The 14,422-nt window shown below is 72.3% G+C and carries 13 protein-coding genes and 1 tRNA gene; 9 read left to right on the top strand and 5 right to left on the bottom strand.

Annotation, left to right across the window (positions count from 1 at the left end; translation table 11 throughout):
• Positions 1–588 precede the first annotated feature (588 nt).
• Positions 589–672 (top strand) — tRNA-Leu (locus JXZ78_RS10310).
• 144 nt (positions 673–816) lie between these two features.
• Here JXZ78_RS10310 and JXZ78_RS10305 read toward each other — a convergent pair.
• A complete protein-coding gene (locus tag JXZ78_RS10305) occupies positions 817–1,689 on the bottom strand; it encodes a LysR family transcriptional regulator (protein WP_030018061.1) in 873 nt (290 codons plus the stop codon).
• Positions 1,690–1,833: 144 nt separating this feature from the next.
• Here JXZ78_RS10305 and JXZ78_RS10300 point away from each other — a divergent pair, with 144 nt between their 5' ends.
• The 3 genes from JXZ78_RS10300 to JXZ78_RS10290 all read left to right on the top strand — a co-directional run bounded on the left by JXZ78_RS10300 (position 1,834) and on the right by JXZ78_RS10290 (position 5,944).
• Positions 1,834–3,039 carry an MFS transporter gene (locus JXZ78_RS10300; protein WP_238782810.1) on the top strand — a complete coding sequence of 402 codons (1,206 nt, stop codon included), beginning with the start codon at positions 1,834–1,836 and terminating at the stop codon, positions 3,037–3,039.
• A 207-nt stretch (positions 3,040–3,246) separates the two neighbouring features.
• Positions 3,247–5,172: a histidine kinase gene (locus JXZ78_RS10295; protein ID WP_238782809.1), complete on the top strand. Its 1,926-nt coding sequence runs from the start codon at positions 3,247–3,249 to the stop codon at positions 5,170–5,172.
• A gap of 85 nt (positions 5,173–5,257) precedes the next feature.
• Positions 5,258–5,944 (top strand): response regulator transcription factor, encoded by a 687-nt coding sequence (locus tag JXZ78_RS10290; protein ID WP_030018013.1) that lies wholly within the window; start codon positions 5,258–5,260, stop codon positions 5,942–5,944.
• A gap of 137 nt (positions 5,945–6,081) precedes the next feature.
• On the opposite strand, the gene JXZ78_RS10285 is transcribed toward JXZ78_RS10290, so the two are convergent.
• A complete protein-coding gene (locus JXZ78_RS10285) occupies positions 6,082–6,732 on the bottom strand; it encodes an FMN-dependent NADH-azoreductase (protein WP_030018012.1) in 651 nt (216 codons plus the stop codon).
• 119 nt (positions 6,733–6,851) lie between these two features.
• On the opposite strand from JXZ78_RS10285, the gene JXZ78_RS10280 reads away from it, so the two are divergent.
• Positions 6,852–7,214, top strand: coding sequence for a winged helix-turn-helix transcriptional regulator (locus JXZ78_RS10280; protein ID WP_030018011.1), 363 nt, complete (start codon positions 6,852–6,854; stop codon positions 7,212–7,214).
• A gap of 220 nt (positions 7,215–7,434) precedes the next feature.
• On the opposite strand, the gene JXZ78_RS10275 is transcribed toward JXZ78_RS10280, so the two are convergent.
• Entirely contained in the window at positions 7,435–7,869 is a 435-nt protein-coding gene (locus tag JXZ78_RS10275; protein WP_030018010.1) for a MarR family winged helix-turn-helix transcriptional regulator, read from the bottom strand.
• A gap of 104 nt (positions 7,870–7,973) precedes the next feature.
• On the opposite strand from JXZ78_RS10275, the gene JXZ78_RS10270 reads away from it, so the two are divergent.
• Both JXZ78_RS10270 and JXZ78_RS10265 read left to right on the top strand, forming a co-directional pair.
• On the top strand, positions 7,974–9,227 hold the full coding sequence (locus JXZ78_RS10270; protein WP_238782808.1) for an ABC transporter permease: 1,254 nt from the start codon (positions 7,974–7,976) through the stop codon (positions 9,225–9,227).
• Between the two features lie 250 nt (positions 9,228–9,477).
• Positions 9,478–11,574 (top strand): DUF2252 family protein, encoded by a 2,097-nt coding sequence (locus JXZ78_RS10265; protein WP_238782807.1) that lies wholly within the window; start codon positions 9,478–9,480, stop codon positions 11,572–11,574.
• A gap of 118 nt (positions 11,575–11,692) precedes the next feature.
• Here the strand turns inward: JXZ78_RS10265 and JXZ78_RS10260 are convergent, their stop codons facing one another.
• Complete coding sequence (locus tag JXZ78_RS10260; RefSeq protein WP_238782832.1) at positions 11,693–12,046, bottom strand: hypothetical protein; 354 nt, start codon at positions 12,044–12,046, stop codon at positions 11,693–11,695.
• Between JXZ78_RS10260 and JXZ78_RS10255 the strand changes: the two genes are divergently transcribed.
• Both JXZ78_RS10255 and JXZ78_RS10250 read left to right on the top strand, forming a co-directional pair.
• A complete protein-coding gene (locus JXZ78_RS10255; RefSeq protein WP_372498414.1) occupies positions 12,017–12,880 on the top strand; it encodes a hypothetical protein in 864 nt (287 codons plus the stop codon). The two genes, JXZ78_RS10260 and JXZ78_RS10255, sit on opposite strands and share 30 nt — an antisense overlap.
• 10 nt (positions 12,881–12,890) lie before the next feature.
• Positions 12,891–13,235 (top strand): rhodanese-like domain-containing protein, encoded by a 345-nt coding sequence (locus JXZ78_RS10250; RefSeq protein WP_030017809.1) that lies wholly within the window; start codon positions 12,891–12,893, stop codon positions 13,233–13,235.
• A 22-nt stretch (positions 13,236–13,257) separates the two neighbouring features.
• Here the strand turns inward: JXZ78_RS10250 and JXZ78_RS10245 are convergent, their stop codons facing one another.
• Positions 13,258–14,391 (bottom strand): acyl-CoA dehydrogenase family protein, encoded by a 1,134-nt coding sequence (locus tag JXZ78_RS10245; RefSeq protein WP_030017808.1) that lies wholly within the window; start codon positions 14,389–14,391, stop codon positions 13,258–13,260.
• Between the last annotated feature and the right edge of the window lie 31 nt (positions 14,392–14,422).

The following is a 14,422-nucleotide window of genomic DNA, read 5'->3' as shown; positions in this document are numbered from 1 at the left end:
TGTGCGGGGGTGGCGGGAATCGGTCGAGGTGGCGGGATCCGGCCTGGTGCGGGGGCGGGTACGGGGGCGGGGGCGCGGGTTGGCGCCGGTGGGCCGGGGGTCGGGTGTGGCGGACGGGTTACTGCCGGGGTGGGCGGAGGGGTGCCCGGGTGGGGGGGGAGAAGCGGCTGCCGGGTGTGGCGGAGGGGTGATCGCCGTGGCTCGTAGGGGCGACCGTCGGGTGGGGCGGAGGGGTGACCGGGGATCGTCCGGAGGGGGGATCGGTACGGGGGCCGGTGCGGGGTGTGGCGGGGTGCGGCGGCCGGGTCGGGCGACGGTGGTCGCGGTGCCGGCCGGTCTTCGCGGCGGCGCGGCCTTCGTGACGGGGCGGCCTTCGTGACGGGGCGACGGTGGGCGACGGCGGAGTGCCGGCCGACGGGTGACGGAGGGGCCCGACGGGGTTCCGGGGCAGGTCAAGGGCGGGTGCCGGAGAACGGATGTGATTCCACCCCGGACAGCGTGCTAATGTTCTGCATGTCGGAAGGCGCTCGCACAAGACCCGGACGGAACACCCCGGATCGCGTGAGAGAATCGGATGACACACCCAATGCGCGGGTGGCGGAATAGGCAGACGCGCTGGATTCAGGTTCCAGTGCCCGAAAGGGCGTGGGGGTTCAACTCCCCCCTCGCGCACAGATAAGACACCCGGTCCGGGCTCCCCGGACCGGGTGTTTTGCGTTGTCCCGGCGAATCTCCGCCCTCGGCGCCTCACCCCCGCGCGCTGACGCCCAGTGAGTCCTACGTCACACCAGCGGCCCTGCGTCGCGTCGGCGAGCGTCAGATCACGTCGCTGACGGCCGTACAGAAAGCGCGGGTGCGCGCGGTCTCGCGGTCCTGGTGCCAGACGAGTCCGAGTGCGGAGTCCGGCAGGCCGTTGACCGGTACGAACGTGATGTCACGGCGCCCGTGGTAGTCCGCCGTGGGGCGGCAGAGCAGCATCGCGCCGCGTCCGGCGGCGGCCAGGGTGAGGCCCTCCTGGAGGGTGCGGACGCCGGGCCCGGGCGGGATGGGGCGGCCGCCGGGGGTGCTGGTGGGGGCCTGGGCGTAGCGCCAGTACTCGGGAGCGGGGCCTTCGACCGTGACGAGCGGCCCGTCGGCCAGGTCCTCGGCGTCGATGGAGGCGCGGGAGGCGAAGGGGTGGCGTACGGAGACGGCCAGGGTCTGCTGCTGCTCGGAGAAGACCGGGCCCAGTACGAGGCCGGGTTCCTCGACGGGCAGCAGGACGACGGCGGCGTCGACCTCACCCCGGTGCACCGGGCCGAAGGGGTCCTGGAGCGGGATTTCGGCGATCTCCGTGGCGCACCCGGGATGGCGGGCCTGGAAGGTGTCGATGGCCCGCATGATGCGGTCGTCGGCGGTTCCCTGGAAACCGATGCGCAGCCGGCCCTCGATGCCGCGGGCAGCGGCGACGGTGGACTCGACCGTGCCGCGCAGGGCGTCGTAGGCGGGGCGGAGGCCGGTGAGGAAGTCCGTACCCAGAGGGGTGAGCCGTACCCGGCGGCTGGTGCGTTCGACGAGGCGGGCGCCGACGCGGCGTTCCAGGGCGCGCAGGAGCTGGCTGACGCGGCTCTGGGAGACGTACAGGCGTGCGCCGGTGCGCCCGAAGTGCAGTTCTTCGGCGAGGACGAGGAAGCACTCCAGTTCGCGCATCTCCAGGCCGCCGGAGGTGACGGGCGCGGTGTTGCTCCGGGGGGAAGGGGTACTCCGGGTACTCCGGGATCGATGAGCCACGCTCATGGAAGCGTGAGACGTCCGCCGTTGTTCCCGCGGGCGGCTGCGCATTGGCTGGGGGACATGACGACGATCGAGGAAACGGCGGGCCGCGGCGGCGAGTTGCGGCCGGGCAGGGGCGCGGGGTGGCCCGCGGTGGGGGTGCTGGCGGCGGCCACGTTCACGGTGGTGACGTCGGAGATGCTGCCGGTGGGGCTGCTGACGCCCATCGGGGGCGGGCTGGGGGTCACGGACGGTACGGCGGGGCTGACGCTCACGGTGGCCGGGGTGGTCGCGGCGCTGGGGGCGCCGGTGCTGACCCTGGCGGTGGGCCGGGCGGACCGGCGGGTGGTGCTGTGCGGGCTGATGGCGATGCTCGCGGCGGCGAACCTGTTGGCCGCGTGGGCACCGGACTTCGGGGTGATGCTGGCGGCGCGGGTGCTGGTCGGGCTGGGTATGGGTGGCGTGTGGGCGCTGGCGGCGGGACTCGCGGTACGGCTGGTGGCGGCGCGGTCGGTGGCTGCGGCGACATCGTTGATCTTCAGTGGGGTGGCCGCCGCCTCGGTGCTCGGGGTGCCGATGGGCACGCTGATCGGGCAACTGGGCGGGTGGCGTGCGGCGTTCGTGGTGGTGGGCGTACTGGCGGCGTTGGTCACGGGGGCGCTGGCCGTGCTGCTGCCGCCGCTGCCGGCCGAGGGGGCGGTACGGCTGGGCGGGGTGCTGAGGCTGTTCCGGGACGCGCGGGTGCGTACCGGGCTGGTGGTGGTGGCGCTCCTGGTAGGCGGGCACTTCGCCGCGTACACGTATGTGCGGCCGGTGCTGGAGGAGGTGTCCGGGGTCGGTCCTGGGGTGATCAGCACGCTGCTGCTGGTGTACGGGGTCGCGGGGGTGGCGGGGAACTTCGCGGGCGGTGCGGGGGCGGGGCGGTCGCCGCGCGGCACGCTGGTGGTGATCAGCGCGGTGCTGGCGGGGGCTGTGCTGCTGGTCCCTGTGCTGGGGGTGGGTGTGCCGGGTGCGGCGGCGTTGCTGGCGGTCTGGGGGCTGGCTTACGGAGGGGTGTCGGTCAGTACGCAGACGTGGTTGATGGTGGTGGCCCCGGAGGCGCGTGAGGCGGCGTCCGCGCTGTTCGTGGCGGTGTTCAACGCGGCCATCGCGCTGGGCGCCTTCGGTGGGGGCCGGGTGGCGGACGGTTGGGGGATCAGCGCGGTGCTGTGGAGCGGGGGCGCGTTGGCTGTGGGGGCGTTGGTTGCGGTGGGGGTGGGGAGGGGGCCTGGGATGGGGAAGGTGTGAAGGGAGAGGGGGAGGTGACGGGAGAGGGGGAGGAGGGGTGAGGGTGAGGGGGACGGGTCGGGGAGAGGCGGGGGCGGAGGCAGGGCCGGTGTGCGGGGACGGCGGGGTTGGTGGGAGTGGTGGGGCTTCGGGGCTGCGACTTTCGTCGCGGTAGGGAGCGACGAATGGTGACTGTGCCGGCGGGCAGGGCGTGCCTACGCTCGGAGCGTGAACATCAGGGGGAAGGAACAGGTGGCGGGCCGGGCGGCGGTCGGTGCAAGGGCCCGCGCGACGGGCCGTGCGACGGCGGTCCGGGTCGCGGAAGCCCGAGCCGCGGTCGAGCGGGTGTGGCGGTGCCTGGCCCGTCCGGAGCAGTGGCCGCCGTACCGCGTCGTCGGTGAATCGCTGCTGGCCCTGCTGCTCGGGCTGATCGCGCTCGGCATGGAGAAGATCAGCGACAGCGGAGACGTCCGTACATGGCTCGTGACGGCCGCGGTGGTGGTGCTCGCACCGCTGCGCCGCGCCCTGCCGGGTACGGTCCTGATCCTCGCGGCGTCGCTGAGCTGGCCGTACGCGGGGATGATGGTGCTGCTGATCGTGGCGGGCTGGTCGGCCGGGCGCCGGATCGCCGGCAGCGCGCGGGCCCTGGCGGTGTTCGCGGCGGCGCTGGTGGTGAGCACGGTGGTGCCCGTGGTCGAGGACCTCCCGTTGGTGTCGCCGGAGAAGCTGATGATCCTGGCGGTGTCCTTCCTGGCGATAGTGGCCATGCCGGGCATCGCGAGCCGTTACTGGTCGCAGAACCGCACCTTGGTGGAGACACTCCACGCGCAGCGCACCCAACTGCTGCGGAAGAACGCGATGATCGCCCGTCAGACGCGGCTGCGCGAGCGGCAGCGCATCGCGCAGGACATGCACGACAGCCTGGGGCACCAGCTCACGCTGATCGCCGTGCACACGGGCGCGCTGGAGGTGGACTCCGAGCTGAACGAGCGGCAGCGGGAGGCCGTCGGTGTGCTGCGCGGAGCCTCGGTGGCGGCGATGCGCGAACTGCGCGAGGTCGTGGGCCTGCTGCGTGACGAGCACGAGGACGCGGCCGCGGCACATCCGGCGCTCGGCGCGGGCACGGCTCCGGACGCGGGGCGGCGCGGGGTGGATCAGGTGGAGGCGCTGGCCGAGGCGTCGCGTGGCGCGGGGGCGCGAATATCCGTCTCCCGGTCGGGGGAGCCGCGTGCGCTGACGCCGGCCGTCGACCGGGCCGCGTACCGCATCGTGCAGGAAGGTCTGACCAACGCGCACAAGCACGCGTCGGGAGCACCGGTGGCGGTGGCCCTGCGCTACGAGCCGGACTCGCTGCTGGTGGAGGTCGTCAACGGGCCGGTGCCGCCGGGCGCGGCCGGCGGCCCCCAGGTCAGCGGCGGCCAGGGGCTGACAGGGCTGCGAGAGCGGGCGCGGCTGGTGGGCGGCATGGTGCACAGCGGCCCGGTGCCGGGCGGCGGCTTCCGGCTCGCCGGGGTACTGCCGTACGGGCCGGTGGGCGTGGCGACGACGGCCAGGGAGCCCGACGCCGTGCCGACGGCCGGACCGTCAGGGGCGGTCGACCCGGGCGGCCTGGATGGCCCGGACGGCCCGGACGGCTTGAGTGGCCCGGCTGGTTTCGGTGCTCCGGGCGGTGGTTTCCCGGACACCGGTCGCGGGCGTCCCGTGGTGCGTACCGGCAAGGACGGGCAGCCGGTCATCGACTGGTCGCGGGTGTACGCGGCGCCGGACACGGCGATGTTCCCCGGGGAGGCGAGGCGCAGGGGGTTCGCCGTCGGGTGCGGTCTGGCGGCGAGCGTGGTCGTGGTCCTGGGCCTGGTGACCGCGTGGGGGACGGTCGAGCTCTTCAAGGAGATGGAGGAGAGCTCGGTGTCACCGGGCACCTTCGAGCGGATGAGGACGGGGGCGCCGGAGGCCGAGGTGCGCGAACAACTGCCGGAGGAGTCGTTCCTGAACAGCGGGCTGAACGACCAGGGGCCGGCGAAGCCGGAGGGCGCGCGCTGCGAGACGTTCGCGTCCACCGAACCGTCCTCGGACTGGGAGGAGGAGCGCGCGTTCCGGTTCTGTTTCAAGGACGGGAAGCTGGTGGAGAAGCGGACCTTCCTGGGGAAGGTCTGAGGGCGGCCGGGCGGACCGGCGCGTGAATGGGGGGAAGATGGCGCTGTCCGTGGAAACAACCGAACGAGCCCGTGCGGGAGCCCGAGTGATCAGGGTGATCGTCGCTGACGACGAGCCGCTCATCAGAGCCGGTATCCGGATGATCCTCACCTCCGACCGGGACATCACGGTCGTGGCGGAGGCGGGCAACGGCAGGGAAGCGGTCGAGGCCGCGCGTGGCCACGGCGTGGACGTGGTGCTCCTGGACATCCAGATGCCGGTCATGGACGGGCTGACGGCACTCGCCGAGCTGCGCCGCGCGGCACCGGCCGTACGGGCCTTGATCCTGACGACGTTCGGGGAGCGGGAGAACGTCCTGCGGGCGATGGGCGAGGGAAGCGCGGGCTTCCTGCTGAAGGACTCCGCGCCGGACGAACTGATCCGGGCGGTGCGCGCCGCGGCCGAGGGCCATGCCTACATGTCGCCGATGGCGACCCGGCATGTGGCCGATTCGCTGGTGGCGCGCGGCAGCGGTGCCGGAGGCGAGACCGGCGCGTCCCGTGCGGCACGGCGTGCGGAGGAGGCCAGGCGGCGGCTGTCCGTCCTGACGGAACGGGAGAGGGAGGTGCTGTCCCTGCTCGGCGAGGGGCTTTCCAACGCCGACGCAGGCGAGCGGATCCACATGAGCGAGGCAACGGTGAAGACGTACGTCAGCCGGATCCTGTCCAAGCTGGGCTGCGAGAACCGGGTACAGGCGGCGCTGCTGGCGCGCGACGCGGAGTCGGGGGCGTAAAGCCGCCCGACCCGGGTGAAGTCCGGGCCGGGCGCGTAGCCGGGTCTGTGCCGAATGTGTGCGGTGCCGTGCCGGATGTGTGCGGCCCCGTGCCGGATGTGTGTGGTCCTGTGCGGGCCGGGGCAGGGCGCGGTGCGTCAGGCGGCGAGGCGTGCGGCGAGGGCCTTGGCCTTGTCGGCGGCTTCCTGGAACGCCTTGTCGCGGGAGGCCTCGTACAGCGGTATGAGCTCGGCCATCGCGGGGTTGGTGGGCGCCATCGTCAGCTCGGGGACGATGAAGTCGACCTCCATGCCGAACATGGTGCCGAGCACGGCCTCCAGGTAGTTCTGGACGTAGTCGAAGCCCTCGCGAGGCGTGCCCGGGGCGTAGGAGCCGCCACGGCTGGTGACGACGGTCAGCGGCTTGCCCTTGAGCGTGGACTCGTCCCCGGTGGTCCGGCCCATGATGATCACGTGGTCCAGCCATGCCTTCACGGTGGAGGGGATCGTGAAGTTGTACATGGGGGCGCCGATGACGACCGCGTCCGCCTGCTCCAGCTCTTCCACCAGTTCGAGGCGCTGCGCGAAAGCGGTCCGCTGCTCGGGGGTGTGGTCCTCCGGGGCGCTGAAGGCGGCGGTGAATCCCGGGGCCTCCAGGTGCGGCAGCGGCGTGGCGGCGAGATCGCGGTAGACGACGGTGCCGTCGGGGTGCTGTTCCTCCCAGGCCTTGCGGAAGGCGGCGGTCACCGCGCGGGAGGCGGATCCGTCGGTCGTGAAGAGGGAGGAGTCGAGATGCAGGAGCGTGGCCATGATGCGGTCCTTCGGTCGTGGCCGGGTGGCGGCCCGAGGATGAGTTCCGTTCGTACCTATGGATAGAACAGTAGCTTACTTTTCTTTAGTACCCAACGGCGGCGCAGTAACCTGGGTGCATGACGGAGCGCGGCGAAGAGGCATGCAGGCAGGTGGACACCGGCATGACGCGGGTCTTCGCGCTGTTCGGCAAGCGATGGACCGGCCTGGTCGTGTCCGTCCTTCTCGACGGCCCGGTGTACTTCGCCGAGCTGCGGCGGGCGGTCCCCGGTATCAGCGAGCGCATGCTCTCGGACCGGCTCACGGAGCTGTCCGCGGCCGGTCTGGTCGTACGTGAGGTGGACGGCGGCCCGCCGCTGCGCGTCTCGTACCGCCTGACCGAGGCGGGGCGGGCGCTCGATCCCGCGCTCAAGGAACTGTCCCGGTGGGCGGAGACGTACCTCGCCGACGGCGGACAGTGCCCGGAACGCTTCCGGGGCTGAACGGGCCTGGGTGGGGCTGAACGGGCCTGGGTGGGGCTGAACGGGCCTGGGTGGGGCTGAACGGGTCTTGGCGAAGGCCTGAACGGGCCTGAAGGGGCCGGGACAGGTCTGAAGGGGTCGGGCGGGTCCGAACGGGCTGGGCAGCTCTGGTGGGGCTGGGGCAGGCCTGGGCGATGGCGAAGGGTTGGGGAGCGGGGCCGGCGCGGCCCGTCCGTGCCCCTCAGCCGTGTCGTTCCTGCGCGGCGTTGTAGCGCAACAGGTACGTGGCGAAACGGTCCAGGTCCTCCTCGTCCCAGTCGGCGAGCCGTTCGTGGAACGCCTGGCGGCGGCTGGCGGTGACATTGGCCAGCATCTGCGCGCCCTTGGCCGTGGGGTGCAGTACCTGGACACGGTGGTCGTCCGGATCGACGCGGCGTTCGACGAAGCCGAGCTTCTCCAGGGCGGAGATCTGCCGGCTGACCGTGGACTTGTCCAGGAGGTAGTGCGCGGCGAGGTCGGTCGCGCGGCATCCCTTCTGGTCGTCGAGGTGCGCCAGCAGCGTGTAGGAGACGAGCGAGAGCTCGGGGTGCATACGGGCGGCGGTGGCGCGTGCCCGGCGGGCGAACGCGGTCATCTCCTGCTGGATGGTCTCGACGGATTCGTCTCTGCGGGCCACGGTTGCTTGCCTTTCGTTGAAGTAGTTGTATAGTACAACGTGGAATGAGAGTTGTATAAGCCAACTACTCGATGCTGAGCGACTAGCTTGAGAAGGCACGACGCATGAGTTCGGTCCGACGTCCTGACCACCACCGCCCCGATCACCGAGCCGATCTGCGGCACGTCCTGACCCACCTGATCACCCCGTTGCTGATGTGCATCGGGATGGGCCTGGCCTACCTGGGGGCGTTCGCGCATCCCGAGCCGCACCACCTGCCCGTCGCTGTGGTCGGTTCGGGCTCCCAGACGCAGGTGCTCGCCCAGTCGATCAGCGACAAGGCACACGGCGGCCTGGACGTCCGCACGGTCGGCAGCCGGGCCGAGGCCGAGGACCAGCTGAAGCACCAGGAGATCTTCGGCGCGTACGTGATGGACGCGCACGGCCCCGGCGGCGGGGCACCGGCCTCGAAGAGCGACGGCGCGTCGGCGGCGAAGAGCGGCGCCGGGGCGAAGGCGGCGCCGGAACTGATGGTCGCGACCGCCGGTTCCGACACCACGGCGACCGTGGTGCAGAAGATCTTCACACCCGTCGCGGCCCAGCAGGGCCTGCCGCTCAAGGTCACCGACGTCGCCCCGCCGGCCGAGGACGACCCGACGAGCCAGGGTCTTTTCTTCCTGATGGTCGCGATCAGCATCGGCTCGTACGCCTCGGTCGCGGTGATCGGCGGCGCCGGGGCCGTCCTGCCGATCCGGCTGCGCGCGGCGCTGGCGGTCGGCACCTCGTTCGTGGTCAGCATCCTCGGCACGCTCTTCGCCGGCCCGGTCTTCCACCTCGTGGACCACGGGCTGTGGGGGCTGTGGGCCATGGCCTGGCTGTACTCGGCGGGCATCCTGCTGATCGGTACCGGGCTGCACACGTTCCTCAAGCGCTGGACCACGCTGGGTGTCATGGCGCTGTTCGTGATGCTCAACTTCACCTCTGCGGGCGGTGTCTTCCGCCCCGAGCTGCAGAACGGTTTCTTCGCCTCCCTCCACGCGTTCTGGAACGGCGCCGGCTTCGTCGAGGGCACCCGTAGCCACGTCTACTTCGACGGCAACGGGCTGGCCGGGCACGTCTGGACCCTGGTGCTGTGGCTGGTCGTGGGCCTCGTGATGGTTGGCGTGGCGTCCCTGGCCGAGGCACGCCGTCGGCGCGCGGCGGCGGCCGCGGCACAGAACGCGACGGCCGTGGCCGCGGCCGCCGTGGCCGCAACGGTGCCGGAACGCCACCCCGCCCATGCCGCGACGGCCGGCGACGGCGAGCGCACGGAGCAGGCCGGGCGGTCCGAGGCGGCGGAGGAGGCCGAGGAGGAGATGGAAGAGGCAGTCGGCGTCTGAGTCGACCGGGCTGACCGACCGGTCGACCCGACCAAGCCGGCCAGCCCTCGCTCCTCCCCCCCAGATCCGTCACACAGAGTTATCCACAGGCCCTGCCGCGAGGCGGGGTCTGTCTGTACCGTCGTGACCACGCGGCGGAGACCGCATCCCGGCGACCGGCGGCAGACCACCGGTTTCTGCGGGCGTTCCGACGCGACCGGGCGACGGTGTCCGGGGCCGGGCAGGGGGCACGAAGGGGGAGGTGGCGGCGGTGACGCGATTGCCGTACGTAACGGGGTTCGCGAGGCCGGACGCGCGGGGGCCCGCGCCGAAGGCGGTCGGCAAGGCGCTGCGGGAGCGGGCACCACGTTCCGCGCATGGCCGGTTCGCGCCGGATGCCGGGCGGCCCGACGCGGTGACGATCGTCGAGGAGTCCAACGCCGGCCGTCTGCCGGAACTGGTGCCCATACGGGTCGGCCGCATGGCTGCCGGTCCCTTCGCCTTCCTCCGCGGAACCGCGGGCCTGATGGCGTACGACCTGATGACCACCCCGGTGACCGGCATCGGCGCGCAGATATGCGGTGACGCGCACGCGGCCAACTTCGGTCTCTACGGCGACGCCCGCGGCAAGCTGGTGATGGATCTCAACGACTTCGACGAGACGCTGTACGGGCCTTGGGAGTGGGATCTGAAGCGACTCGTGGCCTCGTTGGTACTGGCAGGCCGGGAGGCGGGGGCGAGCGAGGAGCAGTGTCGTGAGGCGGCCCGTGACGCGGTGGGCGCGTATCGCCGCACGATGCGGCTGCTGGCGGGCATGTCGGCCGCCGACGCCTGGAACGCGATAGCCGACGAGGAACTGGTCTCCCACGCGGACGCTCGCGATCTGCTGGGCACGCTGGAGCAGGTGGTGGCCAAGGCGCGGAAGAACACCAGCGCGCGGTTCGCGGCGAAGTCGACTGAGGAGATACCCGGCGGCGGCAGGAGGTTCGTGGACGCTCCGCCCGTACTGCGCCGCATACCGGACGCGGAGGCCGCCGCGGTCGTCTCCTCGCTCGCCGACTACCTGGACACGCTGCCGGAGGACCGGCTTCCGCTGCTGGCCAGGTACGAGGTGCAGGATGTGGCGTTCAGGGTGGTGGGCACGGGGAGTGTGGGCCTGCGCTCCTACGTGGTGCTGTTGCTGGACCACCGAGGTGAGCCACTGGTGCTCCAGGTGAAGGAGGCGAGGAGTTCGGCGCTGACTCCGTACGTGGAGAAAGCCGGCTTCCCTGCGCAGACGGTCGCCCACGAGGGCCGGCGGATCGTACGCGGACAGCGGCACATGCAGGTGGTGAGCGACAGCTTGCTGGGCTGGACAACGGTGCACGAGCCGCACGCGAGAAGCGGCGGGAACGGTGGTGACGCGGGGGAGCAAGCGGGGCGGGGACACGAGCGCGGGCGTGGCCGGGGAAGGGGCGAAGGGCGGGCAGAAGGGCCGGCCGAGCCGTGGGCCGAAGCGTGGTCGGTAGGGCCTGAGGCGCAGGACGAGACGGCACGCGAGCTGCGGCCCGAGGCACGGGACGAAGCGCGGGGCGCCAGGGAGAGCGTGCTGTGGAGTCAGGGGGACGGGGAGCCCCGGGGGCAGGCGGGGCTCGAAGCGCGGGACGGAAGGCGTGGCGAGGCGTGGGATGGCCCAGGGGCGAGGGCATCGGCCGAGGGACTGAGGCAGTCAGGGGAAGGGCTGAGGGCTGGGACAACAGCTCATGGGGCGGACGCGACATGGGTTGGGCCGATGGGTGGGACGTCGGCTGAAGGGGTGGGGCGGACGGGGGCCGGTGCCGGGTTCGGGATATCGGCTGAGGGCGTGGTGGGGCGGACGGAGGCCGGTCCCGGGTTCGGCATATCGGCTGAGGACGTGGGCGATACGTGGGCTGAACCTTGCGCCGAGGGGTGCAGTGACGCGGTGGTCGAGGGGCGTGGGGCGCGGAGTGAGGGGCGTGGCGAGGCGTGGGGTGGGGGACGTGGCGAGGCGTGGGGTGGGGCTGGGGGTGAGCCCTTGTCCTGGAGGCGGGGTGGGGGGCGGGGGGAGGGGGCGGGGAGGCCCTACCAGGTGCGGCAGTTCCGGAACCGTAAAGGCAGCGTCGACCCGGCCGCCCTCTCCGGCGACCAGATAGACGACTACGCGCGGATGACGGGTGCGTTGCTGGCCCGGGCCCATGCGCATAGTGCCGATCCGCGTGTGGTGGCGGGGTACTGCGGCAAGGGGGAGGCGTTGGACGAGGCGCTGGCCGATTTCGCGGTGGCCTACGCGGACCGTACGGAAGCGGATCACGCGGAGTTAGTCGCGGCGATCAGGAAGGGGCGGATAGCCGCGGAGACGGGAGTCTGAGCGGGGTCGGCACGGGCCGTAGGGTGTCCGGGTGACGAACTCGCAGGCGGAGAACGCGCAGGACGGCCAGGACGCACACGCTGACCACGGGATCGCGGGGCATGCGGACCACGCGAGGCTAGGGGGGCACCAGGCCCAGACGGGCCAGGAGGGCCAGATGGGCCAGGCAGGTCAGGAGGACCTGACGGGCCAGGCGGGCCAAGTGAGCCAGGCGGGTCAGGAAGGCCTCGTGGGCCGGGAGAGTCTGGTGGGGCAAGGGGCTCAGGTGGGGTCGGCAGGCCAGGAGGGCCTGGCGGGTCATGGGGCCCAGGCGGGTCAGGCGGGCCAGGAAGGCTTCGCGGGCCGGGAGAGTCTGGTGGGGCAAGGGGCTCAGGTGGGGTCGGCAGGTCAGGAGGGGCTGGCGGGTCATGGGGCCCAGGCGGGTCAGGCGGAGCGGGAAGGCCTGGCGGCCGATGCGGTGCCGGGTGGTCACGCCGGCCCTGGCGCCCCGGGGGCGGATGCGGGCCGCGCGCACGAGGGCGACGGCGCGGGTGGGGCTTCGACGCGGCGGTTGGCGCAGGCGGTGGAGGCCGCTGAGCAGGCACTGATCGAGTTCGAGATCGCGGTGGAGACCTTCCGGGTGGAGGTGGAGAACTTCTCCCGGCTGCACCATCAGCGTCTCGGTCCGATGTACGCGCGGCTGGACGAGCTGGACGCCCAGATCGCTGAGGCGATCGCAGCTCGTACGGGTGACCCCGAGGACGTACGCAAGGCGCGGGAAGCGCGGGCGTCGGTGCTGCCCATGCCCGACGTCGAGGAACTTTTCCACGGGTGGATGGGGTCCGAGGGGCTGTACCCGGAGGCCGAGGCGATGCTCAACGAGCAGTCGGTCCGGCCGCCGCAGAAGGTGCGGCCGAGCGAGGAGGCCCGCCGGACCTACCGTGACCTGGTGCGCAAGGCCCACCCCGACCTGGCGCGGGACGAGGCCGAGCGGGGCCGCAGGGACACGTTCATCGTGCGGGTGAACGCCGCGTACGCCGCCGGGGACGAGGCAGCGCTGCGCGAGCTGGCCCAGGAGTGGGAGGCCGGGCCGGTGCCGCAGGAGCAGCGGCCGGGCGAGAGCGAGGAGCTCTACGCGCGGCTGGAGTGGCTGGCGGAGCGCAAGGAGATGCTCGCGGCGGTCGCCGCCGAGCTGGAGAACAGTGCGATCGGAGCGATGATCAAGATGGCGCCCGAGGACCCGGACGCGCTGCTGGCGGAGATCGCCGAGAAGCTGCTGGCGGATGTGGCCGAGCGTGAGGCGTACCTGGCGCAGTTGGTCGGGTAGCGTCGGGTCCATGCATTTCGGATCTCTGCCCACGGTCAAGGTCGACGCGTTGACGTCCGACGACTTCCTTCTGGACGTCCGGGAGGACGACGAGTGGGAGGCGGGGCATGCCGAAGGCGCGCTGCACATCCCGATGAGCGAGTTCGTCGCCCGGTACGGCGAGTTGACGGAGCAGGCGCCCGACGGCGGCAAGGTGTATGTGCTGTGCCGGGTCGGTGGCCGTTCCGCGCAGGTCGCCCAGTACCTGATCCAGCAGGGCATCGACGCGGTGAACGTCGACGGCGGGATGCAGGCGTGGGAGGCTTCCGGCCGCCCGGTGAAGGACAGCAAGGGCGAGCCGGGCGCGGTCGTCTGACCGGTCGCTTTCGGACGGCCGCTCAGCCGAGGGCGTGAGCGGCCAGCAGGTCGCCCAGAGCCTCTTCGTGTGCGGCGGCGGGGCCGAGGGAGAGTTCGAGCTGCTTCGCCCAGGCGTGGTAGCGGTGCAGCGCGTAGTCCGTGTCGGCGCCGAAGCCGCCGTGCAGGTGCTGTGCGGTCTGTACGACGCGGCGTACGCCCTCCGATGCCCAGATTTTGGCCACCGCGACGTCTCCTGCCGGTGGCAGCGCGCCGTTCGCGCCGCTGCTGATGCGCCACGCGGCCTGCCAGAGGGTGGCCTCCATGGCCCGCAGGTCGATGTAGCGGTCGGCGGCCTGGACGGCGACGGCCTGGAAGGTGGCGACGGGAAAGCCGAACTGTTCGCGTTTCGCCGTGTAGGCGCTGGTCATGGCCAGTACGGCTTGGCCGAGTCCGAGAGCCAGCGCGCATGTGCCGGTGGTGAGCAGGTTGCGCAGCCACTCCCAGGCACCGGTGCTGGTGATCATCTCTTCGTCGCGGACACGTACGGAGTCCAGGTGGACTTCCGCGTGGCGTTCGCCGTTGGTGGAGGTCTGGTCGGCGAGGCGGACGCCGTTACGGAGGCGGGGTAGGAGGGCGAGTACGGCGGTTCCGTCGCCGGTGTGGGCGGGGACGAGGATCCGGTCGGCGCTCTGCGCCCAGGGGACGGCGGTCTGCATGCCGTCGAGAACCCACTCGGCCTCTTCGCGGCGGGCGGTGACGGCGAGCTCGGCGGGGTCGTGGCCGGTGCGCCCGGCGGCGGCGACCGTGATGATCAGTTCGCCGCGTCCGGCCCGGGGCAGTACGTCGGCGCGCAGCGCGTCGGTGGCATAGACCTGGACAGCGAGGGCCGCCGCGCTGTTCTCCAGCAGCGGTACGCGGGCCAGCACCTTGGCGGACTCGCGGAGCATCAGGCAGAGCGCGATCGGGTCCAGGCCCGCGCCGCCGTACTCCGCGGCGAGTACCAGGCTCAGCAGGTCGGCGTCGGCCAGCTTGCGCCACAGGGGGCGGTCGATGTCGTCGGCCACGGCTCCGGCGGTGAGGGCAGGGCTCGGCACGCTGTCGGCAACGACGTCCCCGAAGACGGCCACGGCCGCCTCGACGGCCGCCTGCTGCTCCTCGGTGAAGGTGAAGTCCACTGTCCTGTCCTCCCGCGTGCCCGCACGGCGA

This window comes from Streptomyces monomycini, assembly GCF_022271435.1.
Classification (GTDB): domain Bacteria; phylum Actinomycetota; class Actinomycetes; order Streptomycetales; family Streptomycetaceae; genus Streptomyces; species Streptomyces monomycini.
This window is presented reverse-complemented; position numbering and strand designations above follow the sequence as displayed.

Bases quoted from the DNA above. Each gene is read 5' to 3' on its own strand.
- JXZ78_RS10280 (WP_030018011.1), top strand. From the start codon at position 6,852: ATGACGGAGCGCGGCGAAGAGGCATGCAGGCAGGTGGACACCGGCATG.
- JXZ78_RS10250 (WP_030017809.1), top strand. From the start codon at position 12,891: ATGCATTTCGGATCTCTGCCCACGGTCAAGGTCGACGCGTTGACGTCC.
- JXZ78_RS10300 (WP_238782810.1), top strand. From the start codon at position 1,834: ATGACGACGATCGAGGAAACGGCGGGCCGCGGCGGCGAGTTGCGGCCG.
- JXZ78_RS10270 (WP_238782808.1), top strand. From the start codon at position 7,974: ATGAGTTCGGTCCGACGTCCTGACCACCACCGCCCCGATCACCGAGCC.
- JXZ78_RS10285 (WP_030018012.1), bottom strand. From the start codon at position 6,732: ATGGCCACGCTCCTGCATCTCGACTCCTCCCTCTTCACGACCGACGGA.
- JXZ78_RS10305 (WP_030018061.1), bottom strand. From the start codon at position 1,689: ATGCGCGAACTGGAGTGCTTCCTCGTCCTCGCCGAAGAACTGCACTTC.